This is a genomic window from Azoarcus sp. Soil_N_20 (assembly GCF_057656155.1).
Genome location: NZ_JBDGKX010000007.1, coordinates 173,357 through 187,929, shown reverse-complemented (window position 1 = coordinate 187,929; position 14,573 = coordinate 173,357). Strand labels below are relative to the sequence as shown.

The 14,573-nt window shown below is 67.8% G+C and carries 17 protein-coding genes; 11 read left to right on the top strand and 6 right to left on the bottom strand.

The window, feature by feature from the left end:
* The first annotated feature begins 166 nt into the window (after positions 1–166).
* The 6 genes from AC3A35_RS15670 (at position 167) to AC3A35_RS15645 (ending at position 4,557) form a co-directional block, all read left to right on the top strand.
* On the top strand, positions 167–364 hold the full coding sequence (locus tag AC3A35_RS15670) for a CsbD family protein (protein WP_487437120.1): 198 nt from the start codon (positions 167–169) through the stop codon (positions 362–364).
* Between the two features lie 66 nt (positions 365–430).
* Positions 431–595: a DUF1328 domain-containing protein gene (locus tag AC3A35_RS15665; RefSeq protein ID WP_487437118.1), complete on the top strand. Its 165-nt coding sequence runs from the start codon at positions 431–433 to the stop codon at positions 593–595.
* A 213-nt stretch (positions 596–808) separates the two neighbouring features.
* Positions 809–1,402: a ferritin-like domain-containing protein gene (locus AC3A35_RS15660; protein ID WP_487437116.1), complete on the top strand. Its 594-nt coding sequence runs from the start codon at positions 809–811 to the stop codon at positions 1,400–1,402.
* Positions 1,403–1,415: 13 nt separating this feature from the next.
* Entirely contained in the window at positions 1,416–2,792 is a 1,377-nt protein-coding gene (locus AC3A35_RS15655; protein ID WP_487437114.1) for an NAD(P)/FAD-dependent oxidoreductase, read from the top strand.
* Positions 2,793–3,070: 278 nt separating this feature from the next.
* Positions 3,071–3,439, top strand: a complete 369-nt coding sequence (locus tag AC3A35_RS15650) for a hypothetical protein (RefSeq protein ID WP_487437112.1) — start codon at positions 3,071–3,073, stop codon at positions 3,437–3,439.
* Positions 3,421–4,557 carry an AI-2E family transporter gene (locus tag AC3A35_RS15645; protein ID WP_487437110.1) on the top strand — a complete coding sequence of 379 codons (1,137 nt, stop codon included), beginning with the start codon at positions 3,421–3,423 and terminating at the stop codon, positions 4,555–4,557. The genes AC3A35_RS15650 and AC3A35_RS15645 overlap by 19 nt, the downstream gene beginning before the upstream one ends.
* A gap of 55 nt (positions 4,558–4,612) precedes the next feature.
* On the opposite strand, the gene AC3A35_RS15640 is transcribed toward AC3A35_RS15645, so the two are convergent.
* From AC3A35_RS15640 to AC3A35_RS15625, 4 genes are all read right to left on the bottom strand, one after another.
* Positions 4,613–4,960, bottom strand: coding sequence for a hypothetical protein (locus AC3A35_RS15640; protein WP_487437109.1), 348 nt, complete (start codon positions 4,958–4,960; stop codon positions 4,613–4,615).
* Positions 4,957–7,500, bottom strand: a complete 2,544-nt coding sequence (gene ctaD, locus AC3A35_RS15635) for a cytochrome c oxidase subunit I (protein WP_487437107.1) — start codon at positions 7,498–7,500, stop codon at positions 4,957–4,959. Before ctaD ends, AC3A35_RS15640 begins: the two co-directional genes overlap by 4 nt.
* Entirely contained in the window at positions 7,497–8,120 is a 624-nt protein-coding gene (gene coxB, locus AC3A35_RS15630; RefSeq protein WP_487437105.1) for a cytochrome c oxidase subunit II, read from the bottom strand. The genes ctaD and coxB overlap by 4 nt, the downstream gene beginning before the upstream one ends.
* A gap of 103 nt (positions 8,121–8,223) precedes the next feature.
* Positions 8,224–8,571: a BON domain-containing protein gene (locus tag AC3A35_RS15625; RefSeq protein WP_487437103.1), complete on the bottom strand. Its 348-nt coding sequence runs from the start codon at positions 8,569–8,571 to the stop codon at positions 8,224–8,226.
* Between the two features lie 245 nt (positions 8,572–8,816).
* Between AC3A35_RS15625 and AC3A35_RS15620 the strand changes: the two genes are divergently transcribed.
* The 5 genes from AC3A35_RS15620 to AC3A35_RS15600 are packed head-to-tail and all read left to right on the top strand — an operon-like array spanning position 8,817 to position 13,316.
* The gene (locus AC3A35_RS15620) at positions 8,817–9,056 is read left to right on the top strand and encodes a hypothetical protein (protein ID WP_487437101.1); all 240 of its coding nucleotides are present in this window, start codon (positions 8,817–8,819) and stop codon (positions 9,054–9,056) included.
* Positions 9,057–9,071: 15 nt separating this feature from the next.
* A complete protein-coding gene (locus tag AC3A35_RS15615; RefSeq protein ID WP_487437100.1) occupies positions 9,072–9,806 on the top strand; it encodes a C39 family peptidase in 735 nt (244 codons plus the stop codon).
* Entirely contained in the window at positions 9,803–11,275 is a 1,473-nt protein-coding gene (locus AC3A35_RS15610; RefSeq protein ID WP_487437099.1) for a RimK family ATP-grasp domain-containing protein, read from the top strand. The genes AC3A35_RS15615 and AC3A35_RS15610 overlap by 4 nt, the downstream gene beginning before the upstream one ends.
* Complete coding sequence (locus AC3A35_RS15605; RefSeq protein ID WP_487437097.1) at positions 11,272–12,525, top strand: carboxylate-amine ligase; 1,254 nt, start codon at positions 11,272–11,274, stop codon at positions 12,523–12,525. Before AC3A35_RS15610 ends, AC3A35_RS15605 begins: the two co-directional genes overlap by 4 nt.
* Positions 12,526–12,563: 38 nt before the next feature.
* Positions 12,564–13,316 carry an N-formylglutamate amidohydrolase gene (locus AC3A35_RS15600; protein WP_487437095.1) on the top strand — a complete coding sequence of 251 codons (753 nt, stop codon included), beginning with the start codon at positions 12,564–12,566 and terminating at the stop codon, positions 13,314–13,316.
* Between the two features lie 13 nt (positions 13,317–13,329).
* On the opposite strand, the gene AC3A35_RS15595 is transcribed toward AC3A35_RS15600, so the two are convergent.
* Entirely contained in the window at positions 13,330–13,881 is a 552-nt protein-coding gene (locus tag AC3A35_RS15595; protein WP_487437093.1) for a PRC-barrel domain-containing protein, read from the bottom strand.
* A 137-nt stretch (positions 13,882–14,018) separates the two neighbouring features.
* Positions 14,019–14,360, bottom strand: a complete 342-nt coding sequence (locus AC3A35_RS15590) for a four-helix bundle copper-binding protein (protein ID WP_487437092.1) — start codon at positions 14,358–14,360, stop codon at positions 14,019–14,021.
* Between the last annotated feature and the right edge of the window lie 213 nt (positions 14,361–14,573).

Genomic DNA, 14,573 nt, shown 5'->3' with positions numbered 1-14,573 from the left:
CGCATCCTGCCCTTCCCCCGAATACGAGTAGTCCTGTCGGATTCATCTGACCAGGGTTTCGGAGCGCACTGATGGGGCCGACAAGGACAGGCTTCTACAGTGGAACCGTGTCGCCACGGTTAGGACATGAAGCGCGCGACATCCGCAACTTCACGAGGAGAGCACCATGAACAAGGACATCTTTCAGGGCAACTGGAAGCAGCTCAAGGGCAAGGTTCAGCAGCAGTGGGGCAAGCTCACCGACGACGATTTCGACGTCATCGACGGCAAGCGGGTCGAGCTGACCGGCCGCATTCAGGAGCGCTACGGCATTACCCGCGAGGAGGCGGAAAAGCAGGTTCGAGACTGGGAAGACAGGTTCTGAGTTGAGCACGGCCGCCCTCGGGAATCGGAATGCCGGGGGCGGCCCATGCCCTACGAGGAGAAGACCATGCTGCACGACGCCATCGTTTTCTTCGTGATCGCCCTCATTGCCGCCGGGGTGGCCTTCAGCGGTCTCGGCGCGGGCGCAGCGGGAATCGCCGAAGTGCTCTTCGTGGTGTTTCTGGTGATGGCGCTGGTAAGTTTTCTGATCACCGTCGCGCGCCGGCGGTGAAGGTGGGACACGCGTTGCGGAACCTCAGCGCTGCCGTTGTGGGCAGAGGGTCGCATCGGTCGGGCGCCGGATCCTCGCGTGCAGGGCGAATAGGACTTCTCCGACAGCCGCGTCCGTGTCGTCCGGCATTATCGTCAGCGGAGGCGGAACAGGATTGCGATACCGCGCTCGTGCGCGAGCGTCCTTTTTCCCCCCGCCGTCCTGGAGACAACCATGAATGAATCAATGGGCCGTCGCGCCCAAGCTTCGCAAGCTGCCCCCGGGCCCACCGCCGCCAGCGGCGCGGACAGCACATTCCTTTCCGATGTCGCTACCTTGCGGGCGCGGGCACGCCAGCAGATCGAGGACGGGGCGCGGACCCCCGGCTACCCGCTGGACGCACAGTTTGTCGTCAAGCTGCTCAATGCCGCGCTCGCCACCGAACTGGTCTGCGTATTGCGCTACCGGCAACATGCCGTGGTCGCCAGCGGAATCCAGTCGGAACCGATCGCCGCCGAGTTCCTCGTTCATTCGAACGAGGAACTCGGCCATGCCGATCTGCTGGCAAGGCGGATCGTTCAGCTCGGCGGCACGCCCGAGATGGACCCTGCCGGCCTCAGCGGCCGGAGCCATGCCGAATACGTCACCTGCGATTCGCTCACCGACATGATCCGCGAGAACCTGGTTGCCGAACGCATTGCGATCGAGAGTTACCGCGAAATGATCCAGGTCTTCGGCGACAAGGATCCGACCACCCGCACGATGCTCGAAGGCATCCTCGCCACCGAGGAGCAGCATGCCGACGAGCTCGCCGACTTGCTCACCTAGGAGGCCGGCGGACGTGAGCGATCGTCACGTCGAGGTCGAAGCCCCGCCGCCGGATACCGGCGCCGAGTTTGCGCCCGCGGACCGCACCACCCCGCCCGCCTGTCACCGGATCGTGATCGTGGGCGGCGGCGCAGGTGGGCTGGAGCTTGCGGCGCGGCTGGGTGACGCGGTCGGACGCCGGGGCAAGGCGGAGGTCGTGCTCGTCGATGGCACCCTCACGCATGTGTGGAAGCCGCTCCTGCATGAAGTGGCTTCCGGGACGCTGAGTTCGAGCGACAACAAGATCGATTACCTGCAACAGGCGAGGCGGCACCATTTCCGCTTTCACCTCGGCAGCATGGAGGGGCTCGACCGCAGCCTGCGGCAGATATGGCTCGCGCCGCTGGTGGACGAGGACGGACTGGACATCGCGCCGCGCCGGCCGCTCGCCTACGACACCCTGGTGATCGCGATCGGGGCGATCGACAACGACTTCGGTACGCCGGGCGCGCGTCGTCACGCGATGTCGCTGAACAACCTCGAGGACGCGGAGCGTTTCCATCGCCGGCTGCTCGCCCTGTGTGCCCGCGCCGAGTTCAACGAGGGTGATCCGGTGCACGTGGTCATCGTCGGCGGCGGTGCCACCGGCGTGGAACTGGCTGCCGAACTCACCGGCGCCGCCGACGAGATCGCCTCCTACGGCATCCAGTTGCAGCAACTGCAGCAGCCGCTGCGCATTACCGTCGTCGAGGCCGGAAAGCGGATACTCGGCCCCCTGCCCGACCAGATCGTGGCCCGCGCCGAAGAGGATCTCCGCGCCCGGGGGGTTTCCATCCGCGTCGGTCAACGCGTGGCCGAGGTGCGCGCCGAGGGGGTGCTGCTCGAAGACGCAGGACTGCTGGAGGCCGACCTGGCGGTGTGGGCAGCCGGGGTTCAGGGACCGCCCGTGCTCGACGCCCTCGGCGGGCTCGAAACCAATCGACAACGCCAGTTGCTCGTCCATGCCACTCTGCAGACCACCGTCGACGAGAACATCTACGCCTTCGGTGACTGCGCCAGTTGCACGCCCGAGCCGGATGGGCGCCCCGTCCCTCCCAAGGCCCAGGCTGCGCAGCAGCAGGCAAGGCTGCTTGCTCGTTCTCTGAGAGGACATGTGGATGGCAAGCCGCCGCTCGCCTTCTGCTATCGCGAACGGGGGAATCTGATCTCCCTCGGGCAGGACCAGGCCGTGGGCAGCCTGGATACTTCCGGGGCGGGCAAGCTCACCGTGGGCGGTGTTCCCGCCCGCCTCAGCTACTGGCTGCTCTACCGCCGCCATCTGGCGCTGTTGCTGGGGCCGGCAACTACCTTGTTGCTCACCGTCGGCCAATGGCTGTCACGCCGCTCCCGCCCCCGCGTGAAGCTGCACTGACGCCGGCGCCGGGGAATCGGCGTCGAGCCGGCGGTGACCGGCACGAATCGGCTCAGTCACCTCAGCAGGAATTACCGCCCTGCTGTAAGCCTTACAGCACCCGCCCAGCGTGCCCACCGCAGCGTGGCCGGTCGGCGCGCGGGCAGTGTGGCCCGGCGCGGCCGACCGCGCCCCGCGCCGCCGGTCCGACACCGCGCGCAATCCGCGTTCTGGCCGGTGCGCCCCGGGGCACACCGGTTGCTGTGCAGATGTCATCAGGTTCGCGGAGGTCGATCGTCATGCATTCCCCTACGCATTGTCTTGTGCCTCCCGGCTGGCCGGCCGCCAGGTCGGCGCGCCTCGTCCTCATCCTCGCCGCACTGGTCGGTTGCGCCGCATTCTCTGCGCCAGCCCACGCGCGCCGGCCGCTCGGCGCGACCTTTCACGGCATCGTGATCCTGCCTCCGCAGCAGCTTCGGGCCCCGGTGACCGGAGGGGCGCAGACCGGCAAGGCGGTGATCATGATGTGCGACGAAGCGCCTGGCGATCGATCGATGCCCGAGCGCGTGGTCGCGCCGGAAGACTGCGTGCCACTGACGATCAGACGCCCGCGGATGCCGCTACAGGTCCGGGTCGAAGGCGACGCCGAATGGACGGGCGCGGTTTGAAAGCCCGTGCGCCGCTGCCCCGGCACGTGCGACTGCGCGCGCCGGGCCGCGCCCTTCCCGGCGAACTCGGAGACGCGCGTCGCGCCGACCGCTCGATCGTCACCGTCGCCGCGGTGGTGATCGTGCTCGTTGTCGGCCTGCTGGTGTGGGCGATTGCCGATGTGCTGTTGCTGTTGTTCGCCGGAGTGCTATTCGCGGTATTCCTGTCCGGGCTGACCGATGCCCTGCGCAAGGCCAGCGGTCTGCCGGAGCCGCTGTCGCTCGCGGCAGTGCTGCTCGCCCTGGGCGCCGTGCTCGGTCTTGGCGGCATCTTTCTCGGTGCCGAACTTGCGAACCAGCTCGAGCAGCTCGGCCCCCGCCTCGGTGAAGCCTGGGGTGAGATGCTGAAGGTGCTCCGCAAGTACGCGTGGGCGCGCACCCTGCTGTCGGAACAGAACATCCGCGCGGTAATGGCGAACAACGAGAATTGGCTGATCCATCTGAGCGGCGCTTTCTCCACCACGCTGGGTGCCGTCGTCGGCCTGCTGATCGTCATCTTCATCGGCCTGTATGCAGCCGCCGCGCCCCATACCTATCGCCGCGGCCTGCTGCGCCTGTTCCCGCCGCGCGCTCGCGACCGCGCGGCAAACGTGCTCGACGAACTGACCGACACCCTGCGCTGGTGGTTGATCGGCACCTTCGCCAAGATGACCATGGTCGGCGTCTCGGTGACCATCGGCCTGCTGTTGCTCGACGTTCCGCTCGCACTGGCGCTCGGCCTGATCGCCTTCGTGCTCGACTTCGTGCCCTACCTCGGCCCGGTGCTCGCCGCCGTGCCCGCCGTGCTCGTCGCCATCGCGCTGGGGCCGGAGGCGCTGCTCCATGTCGCGCTCCTCTACCTTGGCGTGCAGACCGCGGAAAACTACCTGGTTGCGCCGCTGGTCGACGAGCGCAGCGTCCAGCTCCCGCCCGCACTCGCGATCGGCGCGCAGGTTCTGTTCGGCGGCCTGCTCGGCGCGCTGGGCGTCGTGTTCGCTACTCCACTGGCGGCAAGCGCCATGGTTCTGGTCAACACCCTGTATGTCGAGGACGACGAGATCCCGGTACGCCGGGTTGTACGCGCACCTCCGAACCTGTGATTGCGTCGGCCTTCCACCCGGCCGTTCCGGGCCCGGTGCATGGGACGCCGGGCGCTCACAGGCATGGCGGCAACTGCAGCAGCGGCAGCGCGATGAACAGCATCACCGACATGGCGGTCAGGTGTACCGCGGCACCGAGGCGGGCAATGAAACGTTCGCGTCCGGGCCGCGCGCCGGCGCGGCTCGCGGCACGCCAGCAGATCAGCGCAAAGCCGCCGGGGAGCAGCGCCACCAGCAGGGTGAATACGGCAAGGCCGAGGTTGATCGAATACGGCCCGGCCTGCAGAGGCTGCGCCATGCGCTCGCACGCCACTGCCACGCCGGCGTAGAGCGCCACGAACCATGCGCTCCAGACGATGAGGCCGAGCGCGATCTGCAGCGGGTGAAAGGGCGACAGTTTCATCCGTGTCCCCAGCCGGGCGGAAACAGCACGAGCGCAAAATAGCTGCTCCACAACACCCCCAGGTTGTAGTACCACAGCCGCCCCATCACCATCGGCTCGTACGGCGATGCGACCCCGACGTGGCCGTGGCGGGCGCGCACGGCCTGGAGCGCGGCGAGCACGGTGGCAAGCGCGCAGTGGAACACGTTGTAGCCCAGGATCACGGCGATCACCGCATCGTGTGCGGTGGCGGTCGGTTCCAGCCCGGCCGCCTGTAGGGTGGCGACCAGCAGTGCGGTGAGCGCCACCCCGGTCACGGCCAGCACGCCGAGCCCAAGCGCAAGGCCGTCCTCATTCCCGCGCCGCAGACGCAGCAGCAGGTGGCGCATGCCGCCCACGGCCGCGGTGAGCACGACGACCGCCGCCAGCAGCATGAATCCGGCCACCCCGCCGCCGCCGCCGCTGCCGATTCCGGGGGTAGCGGGGACTTGCCAGGCCGGGGCCACGGTCCACAGATAGAACCAGCCGAACAGCAGCGAAAGATAGAGGGCGCCGTCGGCGAGCAGGGTCAATCCCATGCCCATCAGACCGGGCCCGTCGAAGGTACGGGAGTGCAAGGGCGGGTCGCCCGGCGCGGTGCGGGCATCGGGCGCGGCCGCCGGATGGGCACCGTTCTCCCACGACCAGCGCAGCACCACCGCCGCCGCGAACAGCGAGATCACGCCGCCGGCGGCATAGGCTCCGGCAACCAGCGCGATGCACACCAGCGCGAGCAGCCCCGCAGCGATGATGGGCAGCCAGCTGTTGCCCGGCAGGTGAATGATCTCGCGCACCGCGCCGCTCACCGGGTCGCTGCCCCAGGTCTCGCGCCGGCCGTGATCGATCACGGCCAGCCCGCCGCATCCACGCGCCAGATCGTCGCCCAGGGCGGGTGTTTCCCACAGCGGATGGCGGCCCTCGATGACTGGCAGACTGGCGAAGTTATAGGCCGTCGGCGGCATCGCGGTCGCCCATTCGAGGGTGTCGGCGGTCCACGGATTGGGTCGGGCCTGCTCACCGTAGCGAAAATGAAGAACCAGGTCGGCAAGGACGGTGGCAACCCCGGCTGCCATCACGAAACCCCCGACCGACGACAGCAGATTGGGCAGATCCCATCCGAGGCCGGTCTCGTAGGTATGGACGCGCCGCGGCATGCCGAGCATGCCGGTCCAGTGCATCACCAGGAAGCTCAGGTTGAAGCCAACGAACACCAGCCAGAAGCCCAGTCGTCCGAGCCTGGCCGAGGGCATGCGTCCGGAAAAATGGGGCAGCCAGTAGTAGATCCCCGCCACCAGCGGAAAGAACATCCCCCCCACCAGCACATAGTGCAGGTGGGCGACGACGAACTGGGTGTCATGGACCTGCCAGTTGAAGGGCACCAGGGCGAGCATGACCCCGGTCAGGCCCCCGGTGACGAAGACCACGAGGAAGCCCGTGATCCACAGCATGGGCACGTGGAAGACCGGCCGCCCCAGCCACAGGGTGGCGATCCACGAGAATATCTGGATGCCGGTCGGCACCGCGACCAGCATGCTCGCCGCCGAGAAGAAGGCCTGTGCCAGCTGCGGGATGCCCACCGTGAACATGTGGTGGACCCACAGCCCGAAGCTGATGAAGCCGGTGGTGAGCACGGCCAGTACCACCCAAGTGTAGCCCACCGCGGGCCGTCGTGCGAACACCGGGATCAGGGTGGACACGATGCCGGCCGCCGGCAGGAAGATGATGTACACCTCGGGATGGCCGAACAGCCAGAACAGGTGCTGCCACAGCACCGGATCGCCGCCGCGGAGCACGTCGAAGAATGGCATGCCGGCCGCGCGTTCGAGTTCGAGCAGGATGCTGCCCAGGATCAGCGGCGGAAAGCCGAGCACGATCATCATTGAGGTCACCAGCATGTACCACGCATACAGGGGCATGCGGTTCAGCGCCATCCCGGGCGAACGCGAACGCAGGATCGAGACCGCGAGCTCGACCCCGGCCGACACCGCCGAGATCTCGACAAAGGTGACACCGAGCAACCAGAAGTCGGAGTTCGGTCCGGGCGAGTAAGTCTTGCTCGACAAGGGCGTGTACATGAACCAGCCGGCGTCGGGCGCCAGACCGAGGAACAGGCTGGCGACCAGGATCAGGCCGCCGAACAGGTAGCACCAGTAGCCGAAGGCCGACAGGCGGGGAAACACCAGGTCGCGTGCCCCCAGCATCTTGGGCAGCAGGTAGACCGCAAGCCCCTCCATCATCGGCACCGCGAACAGGAACATCATCACCGTGCCGTGCATGGTGAACACCTGGGCATAGACCTCGGGCGTCACCAGCATCTGGCCGGGCAGCGCGAGCTGGGTGCGGATCAGCATGGCAAGAAGGCCACCGAACAGGAAGAACCCCAGTCCGGTGAGCATGAACCGCACCCCGACCGTGGTGTGATTGACGATGGTCAGCGCCTTCCAGCCACGCGGATTGCCCCAGACCTCGTTGAAGTCGTCGTGCAGACTGATCGGATCGGACGGGTCGGCATCGCCCTTCATCGCCGGCGCGCCTCCAGCCAGGCGGCGAACGCCGCCGGTTCATGCGCCTGCACCTGCAGCACCATCCCCGCATGGCCGGTCCCGCAGAACTCGGCACACTGGCCGCGGAACACCCCGGGCTGGTCCGCGCGCAGGCGGACGACATTGGTCCGGCCCGGGATCAGGTCGATCTTGCCCGCGAGGCGCGGCACCCAGAACGAGTGGATGACATCGGCGCTGCGCACATGCACATCCACGGTACGGCCCGCGGGCAGATGCAGTTCGTCGACCACCACGACGTCGGCCTCCGGATAACGCACTTCCCACCGCCAGCGATGGCCGGTGATCTCGATGCGCACCGGGATCCCGTCTGCGAGCGGCAGTGCCATCATCCGGTGCCCGGCGGGGATGCCGAAGGCGAGGAGGACGACGATGCTCGCGCTCGGCAGCGCAACGCCGCCGAGAACGATCCACCGCAGTCCGATGCGCCGCGCCGCGTTATCGTCGAGCGCGCGGGGCGTGCGCCGCAAGGCCATCAACCAGGCCAGCACGACACCACTCAGCACCACGCCGGCAAATGCAACCATGCCCCACCACAGGCGGGCGATCTCGGCGGCAGCGGGGCCGGCCGGATCGAGCATGGATTGCGGGCCCGCGCAGGCGCCCACTACGAGAACGATGGCCGGCAGTGCGCGCTGGCCGATGGCGGCGCCCGCGCGCGGTCCGGACTGGGGGGTGGTTCGGTCAGGATCCCGGCAATGCCGGTTCGAGGGCATTGATGACCTCTACGACCCCCGCAACACTGCGCGCCACCGCATCGGCGCGGGTAATCTGGTCGGCCGGAACGATGCCATCGAGGGTGACCTGCCCATTGGCAACGGCCACGGAGATCGCGCCGGCGTTGATCCGGCCGTCGGCGGCCAGCGCCGCCTTGACCCGTGAGCCGAGCACGCCGTCGGCCACCTTGGCCTCGGCTGCGGGCTCAGTTGCCGGCGCAGCTGTCGTCGGGTCGGCCGCCTGGCGGTCGTTGCAGGCCGTGAATAGCGGAAGGCCGCCCAGGGCGAGAATACAGAGAGTATGACGCGCGTTCATCGGAGTGCTCCTTGTTGCTGACGGGTTCATCCTGTCTCCTCACGGCTCCGCCGATCATTGTGATTGGGCGGCAGCAAACGGCGTTCCCGCCCCTTCCCCGTCAGCGTGCGACCACGGCAGGTAAGCTTTGCAGCGTACCGGTAAGAACTACTGGGTTCCGGTCGTTCCGCGCTCCGTTGCGACCCGGTTTTCAAGGCACGCTGCTTGCCCGGATTCCGAGCCACCCCTACTACTGGAGGCTCAGGATGCAAGTCATCGATGTCGGATCCGGATCGTGCATGGTGCCGAAGGCAGCGGCATGGACCGCCCACCGCCCGTTTCCTTCGCCCAATCCGGCACCCGACCCCGCTCCCGATCCGATTCCCGACCCGGATCCGGATCCGTCCCCGGTTGACGACCCCGATAACGAGGCCGCGCCCCGCTGCGAACCCTTCCTGCGACAGCTCCCATTCGGCGTGGCGTCCGGTCCGCCATCGATGATCTGACCCTCGGCCCCACCGATGCTTCCAAGCGCCCTGCACCTGCCGCTGAACATCCTGCCCCAGCCCACCGAAACCACCTGCGGGCCGACCTGCCTGCATGCGGTCTATCGCTACTGGGGCAGCGACATCACACTGGAAGAGGTGATCGGTCGCACCCGGACGTTCGAACATGGCGGCACCTTCGCCGTGTTCCTCGCCTGCGATGCGCTCACCCACGGCTACACGGCGACGATCTACACCTACAACCTCACGGTTTTCGACCCTACGTGGTTCCGCGGCCGGGTGGACATCGGCGAACGGCTGGTCGCCCAGCTCGAATTGAAGGACCACCCGCGGCTCCGCCATGCCACCGAAGGCTATCTCGAGTTCCTGCGCCTCGGCGGCCGCCTGCGCTTCACCGATCTGTCGCCGCCGCTGGTGCGGGGCCTGCTGCGTCGCAGGCATCCGATCATCACCGGACTGAGCTCGACCTTCCTCTATCGCACCGCGCGCGAATTCGGTCCGACCGACATCCCCGACGACCTGCGCGGCACGCCGGCGGGGCACTTCGTGGTCATTACCGGATACGATCGCCCGTCGCACAAGTTGCTCGTGGCCGATCCTTACGGTCCGCATCCGTACGGCGGCACGCGCGACTACTGGCTGCGGATGGACCGCGTATTCAACTCGGTCCTGCTCGGCATCGTCACCCACGATGCCAATCTGCTGGTGCTCTCCCCGCGCCGCAACGATGCCACCGGAGACGCCCTTTGAGCACCCTGATCGTGGTCGACGCCGCGGACGACTGGCCCGTGGTCGAAGCCGGTCTTACCGTCGTCCCGGCGCGCAGCTACCTCACCGATCCGGCCTACGGCGAGGACCGCGCCGCACGGGTATTCAACCTGTGCCGGTCGTACCGCTATCAGAGCCTGGGCTACTACGTGTCGCTGCTCGCGGAGGCGCGCGGACACCACCCGTGGCCGCGCGCCGGCACGATGGAGGATCTGCAGTCGCAGAACCTGGTCCAGGTGCTGACCGGACAGCTTGCACAACTGGTCGAGCAGACCCTGGCGCCGTTGAAATCCGACCGTTTCGAACTCAGCGTGTATTTCGGGCGCAACCTCGCCCAACGCTACAACGTACTCGCCGGGCAGCTCTTTGCCCTGCTGCAGGCGCCATTGTTGCGCGTGCGCTTCGAGCGTTCGGGCGGGCACTGGCATACCCGCAACATTCGCCTGCTCGGCATCGCCGAACTGCCCGAGACCCACCGCAATTTCATGTACGAAGCCGCGGCGAGCCATTTTGCCGGTCGTCCGCGCGGCGCCGACCGACAGCGGGCGCGCGACTATGTCCTCGCCATTCTGCACAATCCGGAAGGGCATGACCTGCCGTCCAATCCGCAAGCCCTGAACAAATTCGCCGACGCCGCGCGTGCGCTCGGGATCCGCCCGGCGTTCATCACCCCGGGCGATTTCGGCCGTTTGCCCGAGTTCGATGCCCTGTTCATCCGCGACACCACCTTCGTCCACCATTACACCTACCGTTTCGCCCGCCGTGCGCTGGGTGAAGGGCTGGTGGTGATCGACGACCCGGATTCGATCCTGAAGTGCAACAACAAGGTCTATCTCGCCGAGCTGCTCGCCCATCACAATCTGCCGGCGCCGCGTACGCTGCTGATCCACCGCGGCAACGTGGACCAGATCGTGCCGCTGCTCGCCCTGCCCTGCGTCCTCAAGCAGCCGGACAGTTCGTTCTCTTCCGGCGTGGAAAAGGCGGAGAGCGAACAGGACCTGCGCGCCAAGGTCGGCGCGCTGCTGGAGAAGTCCGACCTCATCGTCGCCCAGGAGTGGCTGCCGACCGAGTTCGACTGGCGCGTCGGCATCCTCGATCGCCGCGTGATCTTCGTCTGCAAGTACCACATGGCGCGCGGCCACTGGCAGATCATCAACCGCGACGGCGAGCCCCGACACCGCGAGGGCCGCACCGAGGCGCTGGCGGTGGGCGAAGCGCCGGAAGAGGTGGTGAACCTGGCGCTGCAGGCGGCCAACCTGATCGGCGACGGTTTCTATGGCGTGGACATCAAGCAGACCGCGAACCGCTGCTGCATCATCGAGATCAACGACAACCCCAATGTGGACGCCGGCAATGAGGACGGCGTACTCAAGGACGCGCTCTATCGCGAGGTGATGGGCGTCTTTCTGCGCCGCCTGGAACGGCGCCGCGAGGGTGGAGGGAATTCATGAACGAGGAAGCCTGCACGCTATCGGCCTTTGCCGGTTACGGGGTCGAGATCGAATACATGATCGTCGACCGTACGCATCTGGACGTGCGCCCGGCGGCCGACGCCCTGCTGTGCGCACTGGCCGGACACCCGGCGGCCGCGGTGGAACGCGGTGCCATGGGATGGTCGAACGAGCTTGCGCTGCACGTGGTGGAGCTGAAGAACCTCTCCCCGGTGCCCACGCTGGAAGAACTGCCGGAGGCCTTTCACGCCGAGGTCGGCGCGGCCAACCGGCTGCTCGCCGACACGGGCGCGCAATTGATGCCCGGCGGCATGCATCCATGGATGGACCCGGTAACCGAAACCCGCCTGTGGACCCATGACAATGCGGCGATCTACGGTGCCTACGACCGCATCTTCGATTGTCGCCGCCACGGTTGGGGCAATCTGCAGAGCGTCCACCTGAACCTGCCCTTTGCCGGCGAGGAGGAATTCGCCCGTCTCCACGCCGCGATCCGGCTCGCCCTGCCGATCCTCCCGGCGATCGCCGCCAGCTCACCGTGGGCCGACAGCCGTCCGAGCCCCCATATGGATCACCGCCTGGCGGTGTACCGCGATCACCAGCGCCAGGTGCCCTCTTCCATGGGCGCCTGCATCCCGGAGCCATGCGCCTCGCCGGCCGAATACCACGCCACCGTGCTCGCCCCGATGTACCGCGAAGTCGCGGAGTACGGCACCCTGCCCGGAATCGGCGACACCAGCGTGCTGCAGCACGAGTGGCTCGACGTGCGCGCCGCGGCACCCCGCTTCCAGCGCAGCGCGATCGAGATCCGGGTGCTCGACGCCCAGGAATGCGCGCGCGCCGATCTTGCGGTGGTCGCGGCCACCACGGCACTCGTCCGCCACCTGTACGAAGCCACGGCCGCGCCCGCGCAAGCGCTCGAAACCGCGGCGCTGACGCAGATCTTCGAAGACTGCATTCGCGATGCCGACCGTGCATCGATCACCGACCGGGACTATCTGCGGCTGTTCGGCCTCGATGGCAGTCCATTGACCGCCGGCGCGTTGTGGCGGCGCCTGATCGGGCTCTTTGGTGATGACGGCCTGCTCGCACCGCGGTGGCTCCCGCCCTTGAGTCTGATCCTCGAGCGCGGCCCGCTTGCTCGCCGCCTCGAGCAGGCGCTGGACAAGGATCCCGGGCGTCTGCGCCCGGTCTATGGCGAGCTGTGCCAATGCCTGCGCGAAAACCGGATGTACGGCGAAGCGGCCTGAACGCAACCGACGCTGCGGCCACCGACGGGCCGCCGCCCGTGCCACCGCGTGCCCCCACCCCCGGGGCCGGAGATGCGTTCTTCCTGGTCACCTGCGAACACGGCGGCAATCAGGTGCCCACGCCGTTCCAGGCGCTGTTCGACGGCCACGAGGCCTTGCTCGTCAGCCACCGCGGCCACGACCCCGGCGCACTCGCCGTCGCCCGCGACCTGGCGGCCGCACTGGGCAGCGTGTTGGTCTTCGCGACCGTCACCCGGCTGCTCGTCGACCTCAACCGCTCCCCTCGCCACCGCGCGCGCTTCTCCGAGCTCACCCGCACGCTGCCGCCGGCTCGGCGCGCGGCGATCGACGAACTCTACTATCTGCCTTACCGCGAGCGCGTCGAAGGGCTGGTCGCGCAGGCGCTCGCACTGGGCAGGAAGGTCGTGCACGTGTCCAGTCACAGCTTCACCCCCATACTTGGCGGACACGAGCGCAACGCGGACGTCGCCTTCCTCTACGATCCGCGGCGCCCCGATGAAGTCGAACTGTGCACGCGCTGGTTCGACGCGCTGCGCATGCTCGCACCCACCCTGAGAATCCGCCGCAACTATCCCTACACCGGCCGCGCCGACGGCTTCTGTGCCTACCTGCGGCGGCGCTATCCGGCAACGCAATACATCGGGGTGGAACTGGAGCTCAACCAGCGCCATGTGCGCGCCGACGACGCCGCATGGCGGCCATTGCGCACTGCGATCGTGGCCTCGCTGCTGAGCGCCAGCGGGCACCCACAGGCCGCTCCGCCGCCCTGAGAGCGAGCGCCAGCTAGCGCGGGGGGACCCAGTACGGCAGGCAGTCGAAGAACAGGTGCACCCGGTCCAGCCAGGCGGAATCTGCCATCGGCGGCCAGTGCGCCGGATCGAAAGTGGGAGCCTGGCGCAGGTCGTCCGCGGTCTGCGCCAGCGAGAACCGCGGTATGGCGGGATCGACATCGAGCGCAGTCCAGGGAATGGCACACGACGCGCCGCCTGCCGCCTCCTCGAGCTCGACGACGATGAAGGCGATGCAGCCCTCGGCGAGATCCAACAACACGTGGCTCACCCGCCCCAGCAACGCGTCGTCGCTGCCATGGACCGGCGTGCCCGCAAGGCAATCGCTGGCGATCACGGTGCCATCGGTCGCGCGGCCCTGCGTTCCGGTCCGGTCCGTCCACCCGGACGGCGAGCCGGTTCCCGGCTCCCCGGGGAGGGCATCGCCTTCGTAGCCGCGGCCGCCGCTGTCGTTGCCGATCGCAGCGGCTTGCTCGCGGGCCGGTTGCGGCGCCCCTTTTCCCGCTGGCCCTCCGTGATCAGAATGCCTCTTGTCGTCCATCGTCATGCTCCCATTGCCCCACTGAACAAGGGGCTCCGCCTCGACCGTGCAATCGGCGTTCCGGCATCCGCTGCGGGAGCAATCCGGCAGTCCCGCTTCGATGGGGCCACTCCCCCCGAGGCCCGCCGCTTCGCACGTGGTCCTCAGCGGCTGGTCATGGACTCGCAGCTGTTCTTGCACCGTTCGCAGGCGGCGATGCATTCGTCCATCTCGTCCAGGTCGCGGCAGCTGCTGATACAGGCGTCGCAGGTATCGGCACACACCGCACACATCTGGCGATGCAGCGTGGAACCGGTGATCATGACGGTTGCCGCAGTGCGGCAGATCTCGGCGCAGACCAGCATGGTGCGCAGATGCTCGGGCTCCACGTGGCGACCGCCTTTTTCAAGGCAGTGCCCGGTGGCCATGGCGAGGCAGACCAGATGGCAGTGCTGACAGTCGTCGATGCATGTCTTCAGTTCGGGCGAAAGGGCAAGTTGAGCCATGACGAAAATCCTCCAGAACGATGCGCCGACCTCATGCCGCCGCTCACTCCCGCGCTGCAATCGGCATACCCCGCGCGTCGGCTGCAGACGCGGCGCCCAGTTCGTCGGCTGCACCCGAACGGCGGCGAGGCCCGCTGGTGGACACCGGTACAGCGCAGGCGGAGCGCCCGTCGCAGGCGCACTCGGGGACACTTCGTAGGGGGATGGAGGGCA